Here is a 22,778-nt window from a genome sequence, read left to right as displayed (position 1 = left end):
TCAGCTTACTTTTCCAGACTCCAACCCAGTGCTACAGCTACCTCAGCAGCTAATTCTAGCGGATTGAATGGTTTAGCGATCGCACCAATCATTCCCATCTGATTATAACGACGGCGATCTGAAGCCTGGATTTTGGCAGTTAACAAAATTACGGGAATCTTTTTAGTTAGCGGATTAGCTTGTAACTTTTCAAAGGTGGCAATCCCATCCATCTCTGGCATCATTACATCTAGTAAAATCGCATCTGGTTGATAAGTCTCAGCTTTCATTATCCCCTCTTCACCTGAACTCGCTGTTTCAACTTTCCAGCCTGCAACTGTTTCCAAGCAAATCTTGGCAACTTCTTGAATATACTGCTCGTTATCAACTACTAGAATTTGCTTTGTTGCCATCATTGTATCTAGGCATAAATAAATTTAAATGTAGTAAGGACTTTAGTCCTGATAATCCTTGCTCTGAGCGATAAATCGCTCACTACAAACTAAGAGTTTATTTTATATTTAATTATGTCTACCTACTTATCCTTTATATTTACTCCTGACGACCATAAATTACAGGAATATTGGAAGAGTTTGTAAATCAGTATTTGCTAAATTCCTAAACAACGGCAGAGTAACATAAAAAGTGCTACCTTCGCCCAATATACTTTCAGCCCAGATGCGTCCGCCGTGCTGTTGCATAATGCTTCTACAAATTGCTAAACCTAAACCAGTACCATCATGGTTACGCGAATCTGAAGAGTCAACTTGTTGAAAGCGCTCAAATATACTCTCAATTTTGTCAGTTGGGATGCCGCGTCCGGTGTCTTTTACTGTCAACAAAACTTCATCGCCTTCTTGTTGCGCCCCCAACCAAACCGTAGATCCGGCAGATGAAAATTTAATGGCGTTACTCAGTAGGTTAGTTAAGGTTTGGACAATGCGATCGCAATCTGCCAATACTTGACCGGATAGAGCAGAAATGGATAGTGTCACTCCGGCTTTGTCAGCCAGAGGCTGGATAACATTTACTGCTTGAGTAATCAAATCAACAATATTGCAGATTTCTGCTTCCATCTTCGCCTTACCCGACTCGATCCGCTCAATGTCTAGGATGTCATTGATTAAACGTACTAGGCGTTCGGTGCTATCAGTAGCAATTTGCAACAGACGTTTTCCCTGCTCTGAGTCTGTCGGTAGCAAACCACTTGCTAGCATTCCGAGAGAGCCGTAAATCGAAGTTAAAGGTGTGCGGAGTTCATGACTAACAACAGAGATAAACTCATCCTTCATCCGTTCGATTTGCTTGCGCCGTGTGATATCTCGTAATATAACTGTATAGAATATCTCATCACCCATATCTATTTTAGAGATAGAAGCTTCTGCTGGAAACTCACTTCCATCCTTTCGGTGCCCATAAATTTCACGCCGTTCTCCCATCCGCCGCGCAATATTGGGAGATTGCCTAAAATTAGCTACGTGTTGACGATGTGCTTGGAAAAAGCGCTGCGGTAAGAGTAAATCAAGACCTTGACCAATCACTTCTTGGGCAGAGTAGCCAAAAATCTTCTCTGCTCCTTGATTAAACAAGGTGATATTGTGGAACCCGTTAATAGAAATAATTGCATCATCAGCAATATCTAAAATTCGGGCAAATCGGGCCTGAGAAAACCGTAATTCTTCCTGTGTTCGCTGACGTTCATCAAGTTGTGACTGTAACTGCTGATTCACACTTATTAACTCAGCCGTTCGCTCTGCCACCCTCAACTCTAATTCATTAATAGCTCGGTAAGAGTAAGATGAAGGTGAATTTACTTCCCCTGCTCCCCCTGCTCCCCTGCTCCCCTGCCCCTCTGCTCCCCTGCTCCCCTGCTCCCCTACCCTTCTACCCCCCTGCGTCACACGCTGCCGTAATTTCATTCGTTCTAAGCGATTGACGATCCTAGTTACAAGTTCTGGGCCGACAATAGGCTTGCTTACAAAGTCATCAGCACCAACGCTAAACACCTGATTTACCATTTCGGCATCGCTATGAACAGTGAGGAATAAGATGGGTAACTCACTCCAGTGTGAATCGTTGCGTACCAATCGACAAAGCTCTATCCCATTGATATAAGGCAATTCCACATCTAAAATCAGCATATCTGGGGCAACTGCTTCTAAAGTTTCCCAAAACTGAAGTGGATTTTCAAGAGCGATCGCTCTGAATCCCCAAGGGCTAAGTAAGGTTTGCAACAATGCCTGAATTTGCGGATCGTCATCCACAACCAATATTTTAGTTTCTGCATCGGGATGATTTTGCAGTGGTTGCGTCACTGTTTCTAATTGCGGGATTAGTGATACAGATATTGCCCCTGCATCGTTTCCCTCTATTTCTCGACGCAATAAATTTACCCAACTTTGGAGGTTGCCAATCTCAGATTTATTCAAGATTTGACCAGAACTCAGCAGCAGTTCGATATTGCGGGCCAATTTTGAGCCAAGAGGCAAGCCAAAAGTCCCTAAAGACCCTGCCAAGGTATGGGCTTCTTTGGCTGCCAGTGAGAGTAATTCGGGATTTAAACTATTATTTTGATTTAAAGTTGCGATCGCTTGCTCTAGCACCCTCACCTGGTGTTCCACCCGCCCTTGAAATCGTTGCCAAATTTCTGCAACTGCCATTAGCGCTTGCTGCTGTGATTTGAGATTGGAGACTGACGATTTTACCCGATCTACTTCCCCCCTGCTCCCCTGCTCCCCTGCTCCCCTACTCCCCTGCTTATCCTCTTCCAGTGGTTTCAGACGATAGCCAATACCATAAACTGTTTCAACCAAATCACCGGGCGCTCCTACAGCTTTAAGTTTGTGTCGTAAGCCTTTGATATGAGTGCGAACAGCTTCTTCTTGGGGAGTATCTTCATAAGACCAAAGATGTTCTAAAATCATGCCACAGCTAAACACCCGACGACTATTTCGCAAGAATAGTTCTAACAGAGCAAACTCTTTTGGGGTAAGCGGTAGCAGATTTCCAGCATAAATCGCTTCACAGCTACTAGGGTCTAGCCGCAACTTCCCAGACACCAGAACAGGTTGCGAGGTTACGGCTGGGCGACGCAACAGCGCCCTTACACGAGCAACTAACTCTTCTATATCAAAAGGTTTAACTAAATAATCGTCTGCACCTGCATCTAAGCCGATCGCTTTCTCATGACTACTATCGCGCCCTGTCATCAACAAGATCGGCATTTGCAGACCATTAGACCGGATTTTACGACAAAGACTAATGCCATCTAGCTTGGGCAAAACTACATCCAGGACAATTAAATCATAATCGTAAGCTTGAATAAAATCCCAAGCAGCATCGCCATCAATGGCAACTTCAACCGCATAGTTTTGGTTAGTCAAAAGGTTGGTGAGTGTATAGGCATTTAACTCGTCATCTTCTACAACTAATATTTTCATGTTAAAAGCTTTCCAAGTTAAAATGGATACAACAAATAACAACTAATAAACTTAAATTGGGAAAAAAATTATAGTGCTTTTTAAATAATTAAACCACATCATTCCCTACTGCCTACATCGTCTAAATCTTTCGAGTCATAAAACTTCCCATACGCTACAACAGAAAAAACCTTCTGCTAAAACTGTGAAAAAACGAGTAACACTTACCTTCCCGAAACGCGCTGTGCAAATGCCAGTCACTTACGTATTGGCCAAAGAATTCAATGTGGCTGCTAATATTATCCGTGCCCAAGTTGCCCCAAATCAAATTGGTAAACTCGTAGTGGAACTAGCGGGAGATATCGATCAACTAGATGCCGCTATCGAGTGGATGCGATCGCGCCATGTTAACGTCTCTTATACTTTAGGGGAAATTGCGATCGACGAGGATGTCTGTGTCCACTGTGGATTGTGTACCGGGGTTTGTCCTACCGAAGCCCTCACTCTCCACCCAGAGACATACAAACTGACATTCACGCGATCGCGTTGTATCGTCTGCGAACAATGTATCCCCACTTGTCCCGTACAAGCAATCTCCACTAACCTTTAACAATCCAAAAACCAAAATTCATCTTTATTCCATCTTAAACACATCTGCTATTACAGCACCATCACCCACCAGCCTACTTTTTGCTGGAGAGTCATAAACTACCAATAGTGAAGGTATACCAGCCACATCCTGAAACAGCGTCATTCCCTCAGCATGATCTTCCCGATTTCCATAAGGAATATCTTGAACAAAATCTGGATTGCTAAAGACATTTTCTCGCAGATTCACGCCATTTACCCAACGATAAATTTGTACGGGCCCATCTAAATCCATCGTTGGGCCAGCTAAAATCAACAAATCTTTGCCATCTAAATACAAATCCCGAATTCCTAAACCATTCAACCAGACAAAATGCTTTTTATATAATTCCTTTGCTTCCCCAATTTGCCGCAGTTTCATAATTCCAGCGCTAGAATCTTCTAACTCAATTTCTAGCACCATAGCCCAACCCCGCAATACAGGGCCACGCAAACCCAAAAAAATCCGGTTTTGATAAACGCCTATTCCTTCAATATCAAAGCCATTATCTTTTCCTGGAATTGATGCCTTAATAAACAAGCCTAAATGAGGATCATCTGCCAAAGCTGTCATCAGCAAATTACCCTGTTCCGTTACCTCTAGTTTAGCGGCATTCAACTGCACATCTGGATTTTGGGGATGTGGACAAGATGAGAATAAGTTACCGTTTATGAGAGGAATCCGTCCTAAGACGTAACGGTTAGGTTCTGATGCAATTTTTGCTAGCCGTTTAAAGTTTTGTGCATCAGTCTTATCAGGTTTAGGCTTTTTACGTTTGTAGCTATGAGAACCAACAAACCATAAATAATCATCAGTATAAGCAAGTCCCTCGATATCTATTTCTTCATTTTCTGGTGCAGGTAGGTTGATAAATTCTGCTACTCGAAATTGTTGATGGTCTGTAAATTTATCACTATCAACTAAAGACAGACGCTCAATAGTTGACGTTTCATCTGACCCTAACCATAAATACTTCTGATGTGTTAGCAACAATGCTGATAAATCTTCTCTATGTTCTTTAAAATTATCTATAAAAGTCAAGATAACTTGATTCAGTAAATGTGAGTTTGACATTCTAAATCATCCTGATGATTGCAAAAATATTAGATATGCTATCATAATAACTTATTTGTTATGTAACAAATTATTGTCACCTACCTCACATATTAAATTGCAAAGGTGAATCGGCTTTTTAGACCTTTGATAGATAGTGTATATTACTATTGATAGTTGCATACTATCAATAGTAATAAAAAGTGTAATAACTTCATTGAATAAAAATTATATTAAAACTAGATATAAATTTTTAACTAATGTTATTATGCAATAACCTCATGAGGTAGTAATTAAGCTCAATTATGAAATTAGCCACACAAACCACGGTAAAAACTCTAGGGGACTACGCCTACCAAGCGATTCAAAAACACTTTAAGAAAACCTTGAAGTGGGAAAAATCAGTAAAGAAAGATGAAGATCCAGAAGCACTTCATCAAATGCGAGTCGGAATGCGTCGTTTACGCACGGCTGTAACTAGGTTTGGACTAGCAGTGGATGTACCAAAACCAATCAGCGATAAAAATATTGGTAAAATAGCCCGTCGTCTTGGTAATCTGCGAGATTTAGACGTACTTAAAGAAAGTTTGGAAACCAATTATAAACCAAACTTACCCCACAAAGAACAGGAATCTTTACAAACAGCTTTCAACGCTTTAGCTAAACAACGTGAAGATGTATTATCCAGTGTGCAGAAAACGTTAAAAGATGAATCTTACAAGTCTTTAAAAGAGGCATTGGATAAGTGGTTAGATAAACCAATTTATCAACCATTGGCATCTATTACTATCCAGCAAGTACTACCAGATTTACTTCTACCAGAAGTGAGTAACTTCTTATTACATCCAGGTTGGCTAGTTGGTACTCAACTTGTGGAAGCAGAGGTAAAAATTCAGAATAACTGGGAACCAGAAAAGATAGAACAACAATTAACAACACAAGGCGAAATTCTGCATAGTTTGAGAAAAGAAGCTAAACGTATACGCTACCAAATGGAGTTATTTACAGACTTATATGGTGAGTCTTACGGAGCTTATATGACAGAAGTTAAAAATATCCAAGAAATTTTGGGTACGATGCAAGATAGTGCGGTCTTAACTGACTGGCTTGGAAAGGTATTTAAATCAGAGATTAAGACTGAGTTGCCTACCCTTGCTACTTTGTTAACTGAAAATCGTTATCAGTCGTGGCAGCAGTGGCAACCCTTGCAAGAACGGTATTTGAAAGCTGAGACTAGGCATAGCTTTCATTTAACAATATTGCACCCACTTTCAGGAGTAATTAATTAAAAGTTGCTCTTTATTGGCAAGTATTAAAGAAGGCAGGAGGCAGGAGAAAGAAAATATGTTTTTTGCCCTCTGCCACTTTCTTTAGAAATGACGCATTAACAGGTAAGACTCAATATAGATCAATACAGTTCAGATAAGACCAAAACATTTGTAGAGACGGCGATTTATCGCGTCTCAAAAACCTAAAATTTTGCCAATAATCCTTAACTCAAGCTTCCTTCACTGGACTTAAGCTTTACTATGGAAGTTAATTTTCTCTAAGATTTAGTAATTTGGCTCACCGGAATTTCAATCCAAAATTCTGTACCTAACCCCGGCTGAGAATCACATTTCAAGACACCACCGTGTTTATCCACGACAATTTGATAACTTATTGATAACCCCAAACCAGTGCCTTTTCCCACTGGTTTAGTAGTGAAAAATGGGTCGCAGATTCTTGCTTTCAAAGCTTCGGGTATTCCTGAGCCATTATCTGCAATGCGAATTACTACGCTCTTGATATTGCCTTCAAGCTCTCCGATCGCAGTACGAATGGTAATTTGACAGTTATGAAGTTTTGATGGAGATTCCCTGTAATCTTCAAGAGCATCGATCGCATTGCTTAAAACATTCATAAATACTTGATTCAGTGGCCCGGCATAGCATTCTACTAAGGGAAGCTCACTGTATTCTTTGACTAATGTAATCGCCGGACTTTCTGGTTTTGCTTTCAAACGATGTTGCAAAATTAGCAGAGTGCTATCAATGCCCTCATGAATATCAACTGGCTTCATTTCTGCCTCATCAAGGCGAGAGAAATTCCGTAAACCCAAGACAATTTGACGGATGCGATCAACCCCAACTTTCATGGAAGATAGAGTTTTCGGCAAATCCTCCATGAGAAATTCTAAGTCGATCTCGAAGGTGCGATCGCGAATCTCAGGGCTGGGGTTAGGTGTATTTTGTAAATAGAGGTCTAGTATACTCAGTAAATCTTGGGCATAATCGTTGACATGATTGATGTTGCCATAGATGAAGTTGACGGGGTTATTAATTTCGTGAGCAACACCAGCTACCAGTTGACCTAATGAGGACATTTTCTCCGTTTGGATCAGTTGGGTTTGAGTTTGCTTTAAATCATGCAGAGCTTGAGTCAGCTTTTCTGTCTGCTCTTTGGTTTGATTATGTAGTTGGGCTTGTTTGAGTGCAACCCCAAGCTGATTGGCAATTTGAGTGATAAACTTAATTTCCGAGGGTTCCCAATGGCGGGGTGCAGAGTTCTGATAAGCTGCTAACAAGCCCCATAGCTGCTGCCCAATAAATATAGGTGCGATCGCATAAGCCCTTGCTTGAATTTGCTCTAGAACTGAAATATGGCATTGAGAATGTCCAACTTGATAAATATCATCCACTGCAAAGGTTTCATTGTGACGATATCGGCCACCTTGGGTTTCCTGCAAATAGCTATCTTGCCAAACTGTCTTAGTATCATAACCTACTAGTTTTACCCAGCGATCGCTCACGAACTCAGCAATATATTCACCACTCCAATCAGCTTGGAAGCGGTAAACTGCAACTCGATCTGCTTGTAGTGATTTACAGATTTCTTGGGTGGTTGTCTGAAAAATCGCATCTAGATCGAGAGATTCCCTAACTTTGGCGACAACTTCAAACAATACCCGTTGTTGTTCTGCTGCTTGTTGTAAATTTAACGTCTGTTGTCGTGTCTGAGTGAGTAATTCAGCTTGCTGGAGTGCTACGCCCATTTGGGCTGCAATCTGAATGAGAAAGTTAACTTCAGAGGCTTTCCATTGTCGGGGGCCAGTGTGTTGATAAGTTGCCAGCAAACCCCAAAGTTTTTGCCCAACAAAGATCGGCGCAAGCACAAAAGCGTGAATTTGAAACTGTTCTAGGTTGTCGATATGACACTTAGCAAATCCCATCTTGTGGATATCATCGACTGCAAATGTTTCATTGTTGCGGTAGCGTCCTCCCTGTGTATCTTGTAAGTAGGTGTCATTCCAAACCGTATTAATACCTAGTTCGGATTCATTCGACCAATATGGACTAGCAGCCTCGAAATCCCCGACAAATTCACCACCCCAATTAGAATCGAAACGATAAACAGAAACGCGATCCGCTTTGATTAATTGACAAACTTCTTTAGTGGTGGTTTGAAAAATGGTATTTGTGTCCAGAGATTCTCGAATCTCGGCAATAACCTTAAACACAGCTTGTTCTTGTTCCGATGATCGTTTTAACTCAACTGTGCGTCTTTTAACTTGTTTTTCTAAATTTTCATTGAAGACTTGTACTTGTTGCTGTAATTCATATTGCTGAATTGCTGAAGCAAAGTGTTTACCTAGATTTCTAGCCAGTTCAATCTCTTCATTCGTCCATTTTTGAGCTTGTGCTTTTTTAGATTCGCGCCAAACCTCAAACGATCGCCGGGGGTACAGTTGCCTTTGATCGCTGTCATACTGTCCTGCCCATAAAGTCTCTGTATCTACTTCATTGCGGAAAATGCTTAAGTAGCCCAGCAATTGCTGACGATACTGAAGTGGGATTGTTAATATGCTGCGAATTTTAGTTGGTTGAAAAGCAACTTGTAAACTTCGCAACTCAGGACTATTGTATATGTCTGAAATTGGCCAAACATCGTAGTTACCAGACTTATAGTGTTCTTGCCAGATACCATACTGCTCTATTAAGGGATATATAGTTTGTTCTGGCATCACAGGTTGCTGTCCACAGATAAAAAGCTTAATACAAGTGTTTCCTGGTATTAAGCATTCTGTTAAGCTGGTCATGCTGCCATTGTTGAAATCAAAAGCTTCATTTCTAATGCAAAGCCTGCCACCAACACCATTAAAGGCAGTAACAGCCGCTTCTAAAGCTGGTTGTAATACAATGGTCGGTAGTGAATGCAGCAGGGTAGCAATGCGGTTAATAATAGTTTCTTGTTCGGCTGTTTTGCGGACTTGAGTGAGCAAACTACTTTGAGCGATCGCTACAGAGAGTTGCTCTACCACCATTTGCACTGCTTCTAGTTCATATTCTGAAATCAAACGCGCTTCCGAATTATGAGAAACTAGTAGCCCCCAGAGTTGATCTTGATAGAGAATAGGCGCTACCACAGAGGATTTTACCCCCATTGCCGTCAAATATTCAATATGGCAGGAGTCTACAGAGCGGTAACGGATCTCTTCTGAGACAGTTTCTCCATTATCCAAGTCACGCAGGTGAATTTGACCAATTTCTTGAGTATCAACATTCACAACAGAACGCACCCGTAATTTGAGAAATAGCTCACGGGCGCTGAGTGGAATATCGTCTGCTGGGAAATTCAGCCCTAGTAATGACGGTAAACGATTATTGTAAATTGACTCAGCAATGACCTGACCACTACCATCGGCATGAAATTTGTAAATCATCACTCGGTCAGTTTTTAGTAGCGATCGCACCTCTGCCGTTGTGACTGTGATAATTTCTTCTAACTCTAAGCTTCGTCGGATACGGTTTGTAATCCGGCGTAGTAAACTTTCTTCCTGGCTATATAAAGGTAAATTTGGTTCAGGATTGGAGGTCATCGCTTATAGAAAAATAAATTAGTAGTTTTCAAACTGAAATTATTAAATCTAAAAACATTGTGAGTTTTATTTAATCCAATTGTCTTCAGTAAAACTACGGTCTAATTACTAGTGAAAATATTTATTTGGCTTTCATCAAAATTCATCAAAAAATCATGAAAAAAGACGCTAAAAAAATGCGTCTGTACTAGCTATTAAGATAAAGTTCTTGCTTATTAGTTACAACTTTTTGTTGACAGAGAAACATTCAACAAAATTAAACTCTTGTGTTGTCAGCAAAGCGGATTTTGAGATAGTCATCTTCCATCTTTGCCCCTCCTGGTTGTAGTGCTGCTAAGGCTTGTGGCAAAACTAAGTTACGACGATGGTTGCCAATAGTAATATTTAATTCATCTCCGGTTTTACTTAGTTGAACTTGGTCTTTAGGAATACCAGGTAGATAAATTTCTAAGCTGTATTGATTTTCCTCTTGCACGACTCTAAGAGTAGTTTCTTTGTAATAAACCTGAGTCGGATCTTCATCTTTATAAAGAGTTTCCTTGAGGCGTTCTAATGCAGCTAATCCACACATTTCTTCAGAAAATAAGGGAACTTCTTTCACAGGTAGAGGGTGGAAATTATCATGAATTTCCTGGCGATATTGTTCCTGACTTTCCTTCCAACGTTGGAAAAAGGGATCTTGGACAACGCTTGGAATAATCCGATTAGCCACTACTAAATCTGTTGCAACATTATACAAACTCAGATAAGCATGGGCACGCAGAGACTCTTTAATCACCATCTTTTCAGGATTGGTGACTAGACGTACTGAGGTTTGGGTATTGTCTGTTAATACTTTTTCTAGAGCCTCAATTTGTTCATAAAACTCATAAGGTGCATCCATTACCTCTTTATCGGGTAGCGAAAAACCAGCAATTGGTCTAAAAAAAGGTTCAACCAGAGGGCGAAGTGCTACCGAAATATTTTGAAATGGTTTGTAGAAACGGCGCATATACCAACCACCGACTTCAGGTAGACTCAGCAAGCGCAGTGCAGTGCCAGTGGGAGCTGAGTCGATAATTAATACATCAAACTCACCTTCATCGTAATGGCGTTTCATCCTTACCAAGCCAAAAATCTCATCCATGCCTGGCAAAATTGCCAATTCTTCCGCCTGTACGCCATCTAAACCCCTCGCCTGTAAAACTTGGGTAATGTAACGTTTTACAGCACCCCAGTTTCCCTCTAGTTCTTGCAGCGCATCTAGTTCTGCACCCCACAGATTTGGGCGAATTTTTTGTGGTGCGTGTCCTAGTTCTATGTCAAAACTATCAGCTAGGGAATGAGCCGGATCTGTACTTAAAACCAATGTCTGATAGCCTAGTTCTGCACAACGGAGTCCAGTTGCAGCAGCGACGGAAGTTTTGCCCACACCGCCTTTACCAGTCATTAAAATTACACGCATAGATGCTTTTATCCTGCCTGAGAATTTTTTACATTTATTTACATTATCGACTGTTTAAGGAAAATAAATGTTGTCTCCAGGCATGAACAGCATCTAAATCTAGGGCGCGATCGCGGCAAAAGCCTTGCGCCCCTAGCGTCTGGTTTATTTAGCTGAAAATTGCTGTAATATCTCAGCCAGTTTCGTTTTTAGAACTGCGATCGCAAATATCCACATCCACTTGAGAGGATGTTTGAAAAGTCATCTTGTCGGTATCAAAAGTTCTAGATCCTCCTAAATCCTCCTTAAAAATGTGGGTTAGGGGGGATCTAAAAGTACCTAAAGTTACAGCAAAACACTTTTCAAACAACCTCTTTGTCTCACCACAAAAGCTACTAAGCTGTTACCCAAATAAGATTGCACATCAACTGGTGAAGTTGTCCTTTGTCATTTGTCATTTGTCCTTTGTCCTTGGTAAACACAAATGACTAATGACTAATGACTAATGACAGTCTACACAGAAAATATTGCAATATGTAGGCGCGTTAGCTTAGAGGCTTTGGAAGTTCTCCAAGAGCGATCGCTTTGTTTACTTTTTATTCCAGAGACTTAAAAATGCTTGAGAGATGGCTGGGGTCATCTGACTTTGTAAGTGATTTAGTGCATCACGATGGTATGGATTATCGTCCTTATAATAAGAGAACAAATTTGTCAGCTTGACAATCTCAGGATTTTGGTCGTTTGTCCCTCTCCATTTGTTAGTAACTTTGTGTAAAACGTCCTTGGGTAGGTTTTGTTGTAAGTTATTTAACGCTGCGATGTAAGAAGGATTGTCAGAATTCTTTTGGAACTGTAAGCACAAATCTATCAGCTTGAGTTGTGATTGTGGCGGGGTTGGAGGTTTATCTGTTAGGTTAGCCTCCTGTAGAATTTGACGCTGTTCAAAAGTGGCAATGCCATCTTCCTTTAAACCCTGAGATTTCTGAAATTTTTTGACTGCTGTATAAGTAGCTGGCCCATAAAAAGGCTTGTCTGGAGGAATTTGGGCAGGGGTTGCAAAACCGTGAAACTTCAATCTATTCTGAAGCCCTTTGACTGTCTCTTCCATTACAGTTCGAGTCTCAGCATCAGCGTTACCATTTACCACAAGTCTTTTTGAGTACTGCTTCTGAAACTTTTTAATCGCTTCTTCAGTAGGATCGTCTGTCAATGAGTTGTTGTTGCGCTTCCAGGGAGCGAATTTAGTGAGATCCGGCTTCTGATCAATCTCAGGTGCTAAATATCCCAGCCCGATCAAGATATGACGGATGACTTCAGGGCTACTAATGGCCATGCTCTTCGATTCCTTTGCTACTAAACTACCATTTAATGTATCTGGTTTTACAAAAATTAAGTAAGTAGAGATAAATAAATCTAACATATCTTATTTGCAAGGCGTTCCAAAAGTTAAGCGATGTGTCACACCAAGTTGCTTTTCTAGAAGAGGTTCGGTGTAAGTAACTAAACACCTGAACAAAGAAAAGTGGTTTTAAGTCTTGGTGAGCGATCGCTTATTCTCAACTATTGATGATACTACGTTGTAAGGGCACACATCTTACTTACTAATTGTTGGCATTGGTGCGTGCGTCTCTCAGTAATCTTTGGCTGTTTTTGTTGCTAAATTTGCTGGCTACAACGCTAGCTTGTTGACGATGGCTGCGATCGCAACTCTTGCCTTAATTTTCTTCTGGTTTTCATGCCCGAAACTAAATCTACAGCCTATCCGGTAAGCTCTAAATCGGGGCTTGCTAAGTTTAGGGAATGAGCAATGGTAGTTTTGCGATATCTTGTGATTATTATCACCTACATCGGGCTAGGATTAGGATACTTGCCCGGACTGCGGATGAATCGGGCGACGATCGCCATTGTTGGTGCTGCCTTTTTAATGGCATTAGGAGTACTAGATTTGCCTGCGGCGTGGGGTGCGATCGACTACAAAACACTGATTTTTTTATTTGGCATGATGGTAATCAGCGCCAATCTCGCCGCCTCTGGTTTTTTCCAGCTTGCCCTTGATTATACAATCCGCCGAATCCACAGCCCATTTGGATTACTGGTGGTGTTAACTTTTGGCAGTGGCATCCTCTCAGCACTTTTTCTCAATGATACGATTGCTCTAATTTTGACACCTTTAGTAGTTGGTATTACCCAATTGCTCAAGCTTAAACCTATTCCCTATTTGCTGGCGCTAGCAGGTGCAACTAATCTCGGTTCTGTTGCCACATTAAGCGGTAATCCTCAAAATATCTTGATCGGTTCCTTTTCTGGCATTAGTTATCTAGACTTTGCGAAAGCCTTAACACCACTTGCGTTGATTTGTTTGACGATTCAGGTAGGTTTATTGTGGTGGTTATATCCAGAGGTGCGATCGCTTCGTCCTTACTTAAAAGTAAAACCCCCGCGTTATCACATCTTCAAGCCACTGTTAATTAAAAGTCTATTGATTACCACCGGATTACTAGTAGCATTTTTAATCGGAATTCCTACTGCTGAAGTTACCTTAATTGCTGCCGCACTATTACTAGTAACGCGCCGCCTCAAGCCTGAGCGAATTTTACAAAAGGTAGACTGGGATTTGCTATTAATGTTTTGTGGATTGTTCATCCTTACCGAGGGTGTGCAAAAACTTGGTTCCTTAGAATGGCTTTCTCGTTTTGTTGACAATCCCTTGAGTCTCTTGGGGATAACGGCGTTGCTATCAAATTTAGTGTCAAATGTACCGGCTGTACTGCTACTACATCACCTAATTCCCCATCCCGACACCCGCACTTGGCTACTACTCGCGGCGGCTTCAACACTGGCAGGAAATCTCACCCTGCTGGGTTCAGTGGCAAACTTGATTGTGGCGGAGGCTGTTGCCAAACAGGGATATCGGCTCACTTTTGGGGAACATTTGCGATTTGGGCTACCGCTAACTGTTATCACCTTGATGCTTACCTATTTTTGGATTGCTTAAAATCATCAATGAAAATCATGATGTAACATATAAATACATGGCTGTAGTATCAATATACCAATTACAAGTAAATGAGTGATTCTCGTCTCGTCAAAATCAGCAAATATCTCAGCAAATATTTGCGGCATACGCCGGATGCAATTGGAATTAAACTTGCTCCTGGTGGTTGGGTTGCTGTTGATGAATTAATTACCGCTTGTGCTAAAAACAAGTTTTCGATTACCCGTCAAGAATTAGAGGCGGTAGTAGAATCTAGCGAGAAACAACGTTTTTCTTTTGATTCAACAGGTACTCTGATTCGGGCTAACCAAGGACATAGTGTAGAAGTCGATTTACAATTAGAATCTGCTGTTCCCCCAGATGAGCTTTATCATGGCACGGGACACAAATCTGTGGATTCAATTATGGAAGCAGGACTTTGCAAAATGTCACGGCATCATGTCCATTTATCTAAGGATATTGCAACAGCCCAAACTGTTGGTGCAAGACATGGAAAACCAGTGGTTTTTGCTATATCTGCTGCCACAATGTATCAGGCAGGTTACATTTTCTATTGTTCCGATAATGGTGTTTGGTTAGTGGATCAGGTGCCACCTGAGTATCTCCAAAAAATTTGAATTTTCATCAGTTGTTAAGAGTGATTTAGAAAGAAACACTTGTAGAGACGGCGATCTATCGCGTCTCAAAAACCAAAAATATTTTGCCAGTAATTTAAAAAATGCCTCCCCAACAAAGGAGAAGTTTACCTTGTTTTTACAGCACTGATCATGCTTATTCTTCCGTATAGCGGCGCGGCGTATAAACCCAGAAATTACCATCACTGCGTTTGATGGTTCGGGTTTTTGTGGAACCAACGAGAATAATTGTTCGCATATCAGCGCTTGCTGGTGTTAACTGGTCAAGGGCGATCGCTTTCACCGTCTGTCCTGGTCTGCCGAGATTCCGCGCCAACACTACTGGGGTATCCGGTGTTCTATGTCGCAGCAAAATATTTCTTGCTTCTGCTAGTTGCCAAGTACGCTCTTTGGAAACAGGATTGTAGAAAGCGATTACGAAATCAGCCTCGGCAGCAGCAGCAATTCGTTGTTCGATGGCAGACCAAGGCTTCAAGATATCAGACAGGGATATAGCACAGAAGTCATGGCCAAGGGGCGCACCAATGGCTGCTGCTGCTGCCTGCATAGCTGAAATACCTGGTGCTACATGAATATCGATACTATCCCATTCGGGTTTAGCATAGCGATCGCACACTTCAAAAACTGCGGTTGCCATTGCATAGATACCAGGGTCGCCAGATGAAACCACAGCCACATATCGCCCAGATGCTGCCAAATCAAGAGCCATTTTTGCCCGTGCTTCTTCTTCGCGGTTGTCAGACTCATGCCGTTGCTTGCCGTCAGCCAGAGAACCGATTAAATCCAAATAAGTTTTATAACCTACTAGGTCAGTTGCCGACTTGAGTATCTCCTTGACTTCTGGAGACATCCATTGCGATCCACCAGGCCCCGTGCCAATAATCGCTAACCTTCCGCGTGGTTGACCAATGGTGTTGGGGTCAATTGGTTGAGGGGCAATGGCGATCGCAATATCGGGAGATGAAGAAGATAAGGGAGATGTACCTGTGGCTGCGATCGCTACTGCTTGGACAGGGCTATAACCTTGTAATAACAAACTTTCTAGCTGATTTGGGGTAAAAAAGCGGGTAGGCACTCCCAAGACGCTAGCAACAGCGCGGATTGCGGGATTGGCGGCGGCGGTGATGGGTGCAAATATCCCGGCGACTGATGCTTTTTCTAGTTTGGCATCAGCTAGTAGCTGCTCTACTAAAGCTACTGCATCATCAATGGGGGCGCTAATTGCGATCGCGATCGTTGCTGGGTGGTAGACAAGACAGTTGGCTGTAGGAGTTACCAAACGTTCCGTAACTTGGATGGTCAAATCTCCATTGGGATTTATGGGTAATTTACTATCACTCAACCAAGGCGCTATGCCTTCTAACTTGACTTGTGCCCCAGCTAGCACATCTGAAATAAATTTTTTCGCATCCTCTGGGTTTGCTAAACGGTATCCGGGGGGAGGAGACAAGAGCGTTGTACCCAAACGTAAATCACCTGTAGTTGTAATTGCAGGTTTAACATCAAGCGCTTCGGCAATGAGGCGGGCCAAATCGTTTACCCCACCAAGTCCGCCCAAGAGGGGGACAACAGCACTACCATCTTCAGCCACAGCTAGCACTGGTGGTTCCTGCTGTTTATCCGAGAGTATGGGAGCTAACGTCCTAATTAAAATGCCGGCGGCACAAATGCCAATTAGCGGCGTTCCCTGAGCAAATAACTCGCGTAACGTGTCGCCAAAATTACTAAAGCTGACATCCACTCCCGATGTGCGACCCGCTAGACCGTATAGCGTCGCTCCTGGTAGAACGCTGATTATTTTGCGTGCTACTGTCACGCTATTTTGACCTAGTACTACAATGGCGGGTGCAACGTTCATGATCATAAGTAGATATCTTGCAACATTCGATATCCTTCAAATGAAACCACAGATTTAGTCATGAAAAAATGATAACTGTCGTTCAATACTTATCCTGGCTTGATTAGAACGGGTTTCCTTTTTCCAATCTTTGTCGTTGCAATGCTTCTTCGTACCACTCTAATTCATCCAAAAATTGACCGACTCTCTTCGTCAAAGCGATCGCCTGTGAAACACCTGCTTCATCCAGAGATTCCCCAATTTTGGAGATGGCAAAAATACTTGAAATCGTAGTCATTCCCATCTCTGACAGAAAAGAACGTAACTGTATGGCTGCCCGTACTCCTCCAAAGCCACCAGCTGAGTAAGAAACAATACCAGCTGGACGGAAAAAATATTCTTCTAGATAGTGATCCATTAGGTTGCTCAACCCTGGCTGGATGGAATGGTTATACTCTCCCGCAACAACTACAAAACCGTCTGCTGTTCGGATATGTTCTGCCAGTTCTTCCATCTTTGCAGGAGCATGACCTGTATCATACTCCTTATACATCCGGTCTAAAATGCCAAAGTCATACTCCTTTGCATCCACAAAAATTACCTCATGGTTTCTTTGCTGAAGCTGATTAATTATGAATCTGGCGGCTTTGATACCCTGGCGATCGCTCCTGTAGGAACCATAGAAGACTAATGTTTTGAAGTTCATGATCAATAATTTTTAACAACGTTTAGCCACAAGTTGAATTTACCATCTACTTCTTACAGTGTCAGATTGCGACAAGCTGATGTGTGTTTAGACATTTGGTTAAGGAGGCAGGAGGTAATCCCGATAAATAAATTTAGGGGATTTATAATAGACGCTGTATTTTTTGCGCCCAACGGGAAAACCAGTCGCCTACGGCGGGAAACCCGCCTACAGCGATGGTTCACTGCGCGTCTCAAAATACACTTTTTATCTTTAATTCATAAATAAATTTAGGGGCTTTAAACCCGTTTGGCAGAAAACAAAAAATATATTTTCTTCCTCCTGCCTTCTGCCTCCTGCCCTCTGCCTTTCTTCGGTAATTAGGGCTACGCCTACGCATTTCCTGAAATTAAAAAATGCGTAGGCGTAGCCCGTCGTAGACATCGCTTATTATTTCAATTAGCTTTCCGCTCTTTGAGGACTTGATCTAGCAAATTTCTGGCAGGTTGGGCTTTAGCTAACGCTATTTGATGGTCATTATAAGCCCGAACAAGGCGAGAAAGACTGCTCACACCTGACTTGAGTTGCTCAAGTTCTTCACCTGCAACCAGTTCGCCATCCAGCATCCGCCCAATTAACGGTTTGATGTCGCCCACTTCCTGCCGGACTTTTTGGAGCTTTTCTAGACTACTCAGCAAGGTTTTGAGTGAGTTCAAGATGTCGTCAATATCCTGCACATCCTCTACTTGTTCCGGTAAATCTTCAATTGTCACTGTATCTTCATCTGAGATTGTAGGCAATTCCTGTGCAGACATTTCAGTTTGAACCCCGTTTGACCGTGCCATTGACGCTTCCTCAAGGAATTTTCCTTAGTGTATCGCTGATTTAGCTTATGTTAAGCAATTTCGCCATAGCTAACCGTTGCAGTTTCCCGGTAGCACCACGAGGTAGTTGATCCAAAATGTGAATTTGCTTCGGAACTTTGAAGTCTGCCAACATGGTTGAACAGTGAGCTAAAAGTTCTTTTTCGCTAGCGTCTCCCTTGAGGACAACAGCAGCGTGGATATCTTCACCTAAAGATTTGTGGGGAACGGCAAAAGCTAAAGCTTCGGCGACAGAGGGATGGCGCAGCAAAACATCATCCACTTCTAAGGGAGAAATTTTTTCTCCACCCCGGTTAATCAATTCTTTAATGCGTCCAGTCAAGCGGAGATAGCCGTCTACATCCACATTACCCTGATCTCCAGTGCGGAACCAACCGTTGACAAAAGCTGTGGCGTTGGCTTCTGGGTTGTTTTCGTAGCCATCAATGACATTGGGTGCTTTTACCACCACCTCGCCCAAGTTTCCTTGAGATAATAGGTTGCCTTCGGAGTCCATAATGCCGACATCTACACCAAAGCCATAACCAACACTACCTGGTTTTCGCTCTTTTGGCGGTAGAGGGTTGGTAGTCATTAAGTGGGATGCTTCAGTCATGCTGTAAGATTCCACCACAGGAGCATTGAGAGTTGCCTCCAACTGTTCAATAATAATCGGGGGCAAGGAGGCGCTACTAGAGCGAATGAAACGAAAAGGGTTAGCTTTGACAATTTCTGTGTTACGGTTAGCGCGGGCCAAAATTGTCTGGTGCATGGTTGGCGCTGCGGAGTACCAAGTAGGTTTGTAGGTATCTACCAGTTTCCAAAACTCTAAGGCATTAAAACCATTGGGACAAATTAGTGTGCCGCCTGATGCTAAAGTTGACAGCAAACAACCCACCAATCCGTGAACGTGGAACAGGGGCATTAAGCAAAGTGTAGTGTCAGCTGCTGTGAGTGAGTAAGCAGTAATAATGTTGTTGGCTGAGGCGATTAAGTTGCGATGACGAATTGGCACACGTTTCGGACGGCTGGTAGTGCCGCTAGTGTGAAGAATCATCGCCAAATCGTCGGCGTTGGGGGCTGCGGGATTCGATGATTCTCTTGGTTTTGAGCCTGTTTTGACTAATTCAAAGCTCAATGTGCCGTCAGTATTTACCTTGGCATTAATCAGCATCATATCGGGTGTGACGGCGGCGATCGCTGCTTCTGGCTCCTCAGACAAGGTAATCAGGGCATTTGCCTGAGTATCTTCGTAGTAGAAGGCAAATTCGTCTTGTTTGTATTTGGGATTTAGAGGTGCAGCAGTGCCACATAGCGCAGCAGCCAAAAAGGTAATAGCCATTGGTGAACCGTTAGTCATAGCAATGGCTATGCGTTCTCCCCGTTTCAATCCAAATCTGTTGAGTTGTGATACTAGTCCAACAACATTCTCGCGCAATTGCTGATAAGTTAGCGATCGCCCCCCAGGTGTAACGAGGGCTAAATGATTATCTTCCCCTGCTAAAAGCTCAAATAAGTTCATTAAAAACCTCCAGATTAGTAAAGTTGGGCATTGGACATTGGTTATTAATGCTTCTACCTCATTCCCTTCTTTTTATTAAAAAGTATTGTGCTTTTGTATAATATCAACCATTATTTGATTTCTTTTATTAGTAAGTTAACGGCAAAAAACAAGAGCTAAAATTAAGTCAAGAGTGTATCTGTCGTTACTAGAAATCAGAAAAATATTTTTCAGCAACTAAACCCCATCAAGAAAATATGGATCGTCGGAATTTTCTAAAGTATGTCACTTTAGCAGGATCTAGTTTTGCTTTAACGAGTTGTGTTCAAGGCAAAAATTCCAAATTGCCGGGTGAGGTTTCTCCCTCAGCCTCGACTGTGGCGGTAAATGAACCTCTTAAGGTGGGATTTGTTTACATGGGGTCTGTGGGTAATTTTGGTTGGACTTATGCCCATGATTTAGGTCGTAGAGATATGGAAGCCAATCTTAACGATAAGGTAAAAACTACCTTTGTCGAAAATGTTAATGAAGGTGCTGACGCTGAAAGGATAATTCGCCAACTCGCATTAGATGGTAACAAGTTGATTTTTACCACTTCCTTGGGGTATATGAACCCAACAATTAAAGTCGCTAAAGAATTTGGTGATGTTATTTTTGAACACTGTGCAGGATACAAACGTGCTGCCAATGTCGGCACTTATCTAGGACGTTTTGAAGAACCGCGTTACTTAACCGGCATGATTGCTGGCAAAATGACGAAATCAAATGTAGTTGGTTTTATTGGCGCATACCCAATTCCAGAAGTAATTCGGGGAATCAGTGCATTTACACAAGGAATGCGCTCAACAAATCCCCAAGCAAAAGTTAAGGTACTTTGGGTACAAAGTTGGTACGATCCAGCTAAAGACAGAGAAGCAGCTATTGCTTTGGTCAATTCCGGTGCAGATATACTGACGCAGCATACCGACTCTGGCGCTGTTGTCCAATTAGCTGAGGAAAAAGGCATTTATGCTTTTGGCTACAACAGTGATATGAGCAAGTTTGCTCAAAAAGCCCACCTGACATCAATTATTAACAAATGGGGCAAGTTCTATACAGATAAAGCCTTGGCTGTAATGAGTAATACTTGGAAATCTCAAAACGTTTGGGATGGCATTGGTCAAGGAATAGTGGATATTTCGCCGATGAATCAGGCGATTCCGGTAGAGGTACAACAACTGGTGAATGCGAAGCGCGATGAGTTTATTCAGGGTACTGCACATCCTTTTGATGGCCCGGTGAAAGACCAAAAAGGGGTAGTGCGAGTGCCAAATGGTAAGGTGTTGGAAGATCGAGGACAATTGGCGATGGATTGGTATGTTGAGGGAGTTGAAGGGTCAATTCCCCAGAGGAAACTATAGTAAGCAATTCCACCGTTAGCGTTAACCTACCGTCTTATAGAGAAACGGCAATTATAGGATTTCAGATACTACCCTACGAATTATCTGTGATCCACGCGATCGCAAACCGCCATAGAGAGTTAAGAGTAAAAAGTTAGGAGTTGCGAGTTATTCTTTTCATCTCACTCATCGCCCCACTCTGTCTACTATTACAAGAGGTAAAGATTAAGTAGCAACTTTGCCAACTGCGGAGACAATGTAGAATATCTTCTAAGAATTTAGCAAAGTTATAAGCATTGGAGCAAAGCAAATGAATGCTAAACTGATCGCTTTCTCTGGCTTTGTGACGGTATTTTTGGGTGCAGGAATTGGTTTTATTGCTGCTAATTTATTTCCTTGCCCCTACACAAGTCAAATGTATCAAGATTTGGAGCAAAAATATGTCCTTGTAGGTGCAGTTGCTGGTTTGCTAATTGGTTCTAGTCAGGAAATGATTAGAGAACTCAAGCAAGAGCGAGATGCAGAAGAAGACTTGCTCCAAGATTTGAATAAAGCTATTCACTCAAGTAAAAACCCAAAAAATTACTGAGATGTTAGAGGTTGTTTGAAAAGTGTTTGGCTGTGACTTTGGGATAAGCCAGAAATCCCTCATGTAGAGATGCGAGAAATCGCGTCTAAAAGACTAATACGTTAAAGATACGCGATAAATCGCCGTCTCTACAGAGAATGTGTTCTTCAATTTCTAAAAGAGGCTACGCGAACAATTTTAAATTAGTTAATAGTTTTATGAAATTAGCAGTAGCAGAGTTATCGATTAAAAGCTTTCTTCAAATTTTCTGGCTGCGTTACTGCCAAATATTGAGCCGACATTTCCGGTGTGAGTAGTTCTATCATGACTGTATTTTCCAACCAGAACTCAATAACATCAAAAAAAGAATCGCGGTTACAACGTAACACTCTCCAACCTTCACGTTTACCAATCAACTCAATTTTTTCTTGACTAGAAGAAACTGAAATTGCTGCATGAGTAGCTGTGAACCCAGAAGAAGTAGGATTTTCTGCAAATGTACACTGGTTATCTCCTTCACCAGGCATTAGCTGAGTTTTTAACGGGTACACTTCAATCCCTGTTCCATATTCGTCAAGTGGAAAAACCATATAGCTGCCTGGGTGAGGGAAAAAGGGAAAAGCTTGGCCATTCAAGACTTCAGCTAAAATCTCGGCAACGTGCTGGGGGTTTTTAACAGAAATAGATATGTGATGAATCATACTTAATTACCTCGTACCCCATAATCATAATGAGGCTTATAAATTTTTTGTTTTGTGGAGTGCTTATCTTCCACGAGCAGCTTAATTATCTTTCATTCCATTTTAATTAATTTATGCAGAGAATAAAACAAATTTCCATTTGATTGAATTTGGAAAACCTTGCTTATATTCCTCTATTCTAGTAAGTGATGGCTTACACACGAATCTTGTAGAGTTATTCCAGACGCTTTTATATCTTCCTAACTCACGCTACG

General features: G+C 41.9%; 18 protein-coding genes. 7 read left to right on the top strand and 11 right to left on the bottom strand.

Annotated features, from left to right (window positions below; translation table 11 throughout):
• Positions 1–5 precede the first annotated feature (5 nt).
• Complete coding sequence (locus V7K69_RS26450) at positions 6–392, bottom strand: response regulator (protein ID WP_335040006.1); 387 nt, start codon at positions 390–392, stop codon at positions 6–8.
• Positions 393–551: 159 nt separating this feature from the next.
• Positions 552–3,419 carry a response regulator gene (locus tag V7K69_RS26445; RefSeq protein ID WP_335039924.1) on the bottom strand — a complete coding sequence of 956 codons (2,868 nt, stop codon included), beginning with the start codon at positions 3,417–3,419 and terminating at the stop codon, positions 552–554.
• Between the two features lie 184 nt (positions 3,420–3,603).
• Here V7K69_RS26445 and V7K69_RS26440 point away from each other — a divergent pair, with 184 nt between their 5' ends.
• Positions 3,604–4,008, top strand: a complete 405-nt coding sequence (locus tag V7K69_RS26440) for an NIL domain-containing protein (RefSeq protein WP_012411079.1) — start codon at positions 3,604–3,606, stop codon at positions 4,006–4,008.
• A 24-nt stretch (positions 4,009–4,032) separates the two neighbouring features.
• Here V7K69_RS26440 and V7K69_RS26435 read toward each other — a convergent pair whose 3' ends face one another.
• Positions 4,033–5,100, bottom strand: coding sequence for a DUF3616 domain-containing protein (locus tag V7K69_RS26435; RefSeq protein WP_335039922.1), 1,068 nt, complete (start codon positions 5,098–5,100; stop codon positions 4,033–4,035).
• A gap of 284 nt (positions 5,101–5,384) precedes the next feature.
• Here V7K69_RS26435 and V7K69_RS26430 point away from each other — a divergent pair, with 284 nt between their 5' ends.
• Positions 5,385–6,368, top strand: coding sequence for a CHAD domain-containing protein (locus V7K69_RS26430; RefSeq protein ID WP_335039920.1), 984 nt, complete (start codon positions 5,385–5,387; stop codon positions 6,366–6,368).
• Positions 6,369–6,625: 257 nt separating this feature from the next.
• On the opposite strand, the gene V7K69_RS26425 is transcribed toward V7K69_RS26430, so the two are convergent.
• From V7K69_RS26425 to V7K69_RS26415, 3 genes are all read right to left on the bottom strand, one after another.
• Positions 6,626–9,937, bottom strand: coding sequence for a GAF domain-containing protein (locus tag V7K69_RS26425; protein ID WP_335039918.1), 3,312 nt, complete (start codon positions 9,935–9,937; stop codon positions 6,626–6,628).
• Between the two features lie 256 nt (positions 9,938–10,193).
• Positions 10,194–11,381 carry a TRC40/GET3/ArsA family transport-energizing ATPase gene (locus V7K69_RS26420; protein ID WP_012411082.1) on the bottom strand — a complete coding sequence of 396 codons (1,188 nt, stop codon included), beginning with the start codon at positions 11,379–11,381 and terminating at the stop codon, positions 10,194–10,196.
• 568 nt (positions 11,382–11,949) lie between these two features.
• The gene (locus V7K69_RS26415) at positions 11,950–12,780 is read right to left on the bottom strand and encodes a peptidoglycan-binding domain-containing protein (RefSeq protein WP_335039915.1); all 831 of its coding nucleotides are present in this window, start codon (positions 12,778–12,780) and stop codon (positions 11,950–11,952) included.
• A gap of 220 nt (positions 12,781–13,000) precedes the next feature.
• Here V7K69_RS26415 and V7K69_RS26410 point away from each other — a divergent pair, with 220 nt between their 5' ends.
• The 3 genes from V7K69_RS26410 to V7K69_RS26400 all read left to right on the top strand — a co-directional run bounded on the left by V7K69_RS26410 (position 13,001) and on the right by V7K69_RS26400 (position 14,972).
• Positions 13,001–13,129 carry a hypothetical protein gene (locus V7K69_RS26410; protein WP_335039913.1) on the top strand — a complete coding sequence of 43 codons (129 nt, stop codon included), beginning with the start codon at positions 13,001–13,003 and terminating at the stop codon, positions 13,127–13,129.
• Positions 13,130–13,167: 38 nt separating this feature from the next.
• Complete coding sequence (locus V7K69_RS26405) at positions 13,168–14,355, top strand: anion transporter (RefSeq protein WP_335039911.1); 1,188 nt, start codon at positions 13,168–13,170, stop codon at positions 14,353–14,355.
• A 71-nt stretch (positions 14,356–14,426) separates the two neighbouring features.
• Positions 14,427–14,972 carry an RNA 2'-phosphotransferase gene (locus tag V7K69_RS26400; protein WP_335039908.1) on the top strand — a complete coding sequence of 182 codons (546 nt, stop codon included), beginning with the start codon at positions 14,427–14,429 and terminating at the stop codon, positions 14,970–14,972.
• Between the two features lie 154 nt (positions 14,973–15,126).
• Here the strand turns inward: V7K69_RS26400 and cobJ are convergent, their stop codons facing one another.
• From cobJ to V7K69_RS26380, 4 genes are all read right to left on the bottom strand, one after another.
• Complete coding sequence (cobJ, locus tag V7K69_RS26395; protein WP_335039905.1) at positions 15,127–16,854, bottom strand: precorrin-3B C(17)-methyltransferase; 1,728 nt, start codon at positions 16,852–16,854, stop codon at positions 15,127–15,129.
• A 97-nt stretch (positions 16,855–16,951) separates the two neighbouring features.
• Positions 16,952–17,533, bottom strand: coding sequence for an NADPH-dependent FMN reductase (locus V7K69_RS26390; RefSeq protein WP_335039903.1), 582 nt, complete (start codon positions 17,531–17,533; stop codon positions 16,952–16,954).
• Positions 17,534–17,967: 434 nt separating this feature from the next.
• Complete coding sequence (locus tag V7K69_RS26385) at positions 17,968–18,357, bottom strand: hypothetical protein (protein ID WP_335039901.1); 390 nt, start codon at positions 18,355–18,357, stop codon at positions 17,968–17,970.
• A gap of 40 nt (positions 18,358–18,397) precedes the next feature.
• Positions 18,398–19,897: an acyl--CoA ligase gene (locus V7K69_RS26380; RefSeq protein ID WP_335039899.1), complete on the bottom strand. Its 1,500-nt coding sequence runs from the start codon at positions 19,895–19,897 to the stop codon at positions 18,398–18,400.
• A 236-nt stretch (positions 19,898–20,133) separates the two neighbouring features.
• Between V7K69_RS26380 and V7K69_RS26375 the strand changes: the two genes are divergently transcribed.
• Complete coding sequence (locus tag V7K69_RS26375) at positions 20,134–21,276, top strand: BMP family ABC transporter substrate-binding protein (RefSeq protein WP_335039897.1); 1,143 nt, start codon at positions 20,134–20,136, stop codon at positions 21,274–21,276.
• 289 nt (positions 21,277–21,565) lie between these two features.
• Positions 21,566–21,844: a hypothetical protein gene (locus tag V7K69_RS26370; RefSeq protein WP_335039894.1), complete on the top strand. Its 279-nt coding sequence runs from the start codon at positions 21,566–21,568 to the stop codon at positions 21,842–21,844.
• Positions 21,845–22,062: 218 nt separating this feature from the next.
• Here V7K69_RS26370 and V7K69_RS26365 read toward each other — a convergent pair whose 3' ends face one another.
• Positions 22,063–22,524 (bottom strand): hypothetical protein, encoded by a 462-nt coding sequence (locus V7K69_RS26365; RefSeq protein WP_335039891.1) that lies wholly within the window; start codon positions 22,522–22,524, stop codon positions 22,063–22,065.
• Positions 22,525–22,778 lie beyond the last annotated feature (254 nt).

Source organism: Nostoc sp. (genome assembly GCF_036917775.1).
Lineage (GTDB): Bacteria > Cyanobacteriota > Cyanobacteriia > Cyanobacteriales > Nostocaceae > Nostoc.
Note: the sequence above shows the minus strand (reverse complement) of the source record. Positions and strands in the feature narration are given on the sequence as shown.

Bases quoted from the DNA above. Each gene is read 5' to 3' on its own strand.
- V7K69_RS26450 (WP_335040006.1), bottom strand. From the start codon at position 392: ATGGCAACAAAGCAAATTCTAGTAGTTGATAACGAGCAGTATATTCAA.
- V7K69_RS26380 (WP_335039899.1), bottom strand. From the start codon at position 19,897: ATGAACTTATTTGAGCTTTTAGCAGGGGAAGATAATCATTTAGCCCTC.
- V7K69_RS26445 (WP_335039924.1), bottom strand. From the start codon at position 3,419: ATGAAAATATTAGTTGTAGAAGATGACGAGTTAAATGCCTATACACTC.
- cobJ (WP_335039905.1), bottom strand. From the start codon at position 16,854: ATGATCATGAACGTTGCACCCGCCATTGTAGTACTAGGTCAAAATAGC.
- V7K69_RS26385 (WP_335039901.1), bottom strand. From the start codon at position 18,357: ATGGCACGGTCAAACGGGGTTCAAACTGAAATGTCTGCACAGGAATTG.
- V7K69_RS26420 (WP_012411082.1), bottom strand. From the start codon at position 11,381: ATGCGTGTAATTTTAATGACTGGTAAAGGCGGTGTGGGCAAAACTTCC.
- V7K69_RS26370 (WP_335039894.1), top strand. From the start codon at position 21,566: ATGAATGCTAAACTGATCGCTTTCTCTGGCTTTGTGACGGTATTTTTG.
- V7K69_RS26375 (WP_335039897.1), top strand. From the start codon at position 20,134: ATGGATCGTCGGAATTTTCTAAAGTATGTCACTTTAGCAGGATCTAGT.
- V7K69_RS26425 (WP_335039918.1), bottom strand. From the start codon at position 9,937: ATGACCTCCAATCCTGAACCAAATTTACCTTTATATAGCCAGGAAGAA.
- V7K69_RS26390 (WP_335039903.1), bottom strand. From the start codon at position 17,533: ATGAACTTCAAAACATTAGTCTTCTATGGTTCCTACAGGAGCGATCGC.
- V7K69_RS26365 (WP_335039891.1), bottom strand. From the start codon at position 22,524: ATGATTCATCACATATCTATTTCTGTTAAAAACCCCCAGCACGTTGCC.
- V7K69_RS26435 (WP_335039922.1), bottom strand. From the start codon at position 5,100: ATGTCAAACTCACATTTACTGAATCAAGTTATCTTGACTTTTATAGAT.
- V7K69_RS26415 (WP_335039915.1), bottom strand. From the start codon at position 12,780: ATGTTAGATTTATTTATCTCTACTTACTTAATTTTTGTAAAACCAGAT.
- V7K69_RS26405 (WP_335039911.1), top strand. From the start codon at position 13,168: ATGGTAGTTTTGCGATATCTTGTGATTATTATCACCTACATCGGGCTA.
- V7K69_RS26400 (WP_335039908.1), top strand. From the start codon at position 14,427: ATGAGTGATTCTCGTCTCGTCAAAATCAGCAAATATCTCAGCAAATAT.
- V7K69_RS26430 (WP_335039920.1), top strand. From the start codon at position 5,385: ATGAAATTAGCCACACAAACCACGGTAAAAACTCTAGGGGACTACGCC.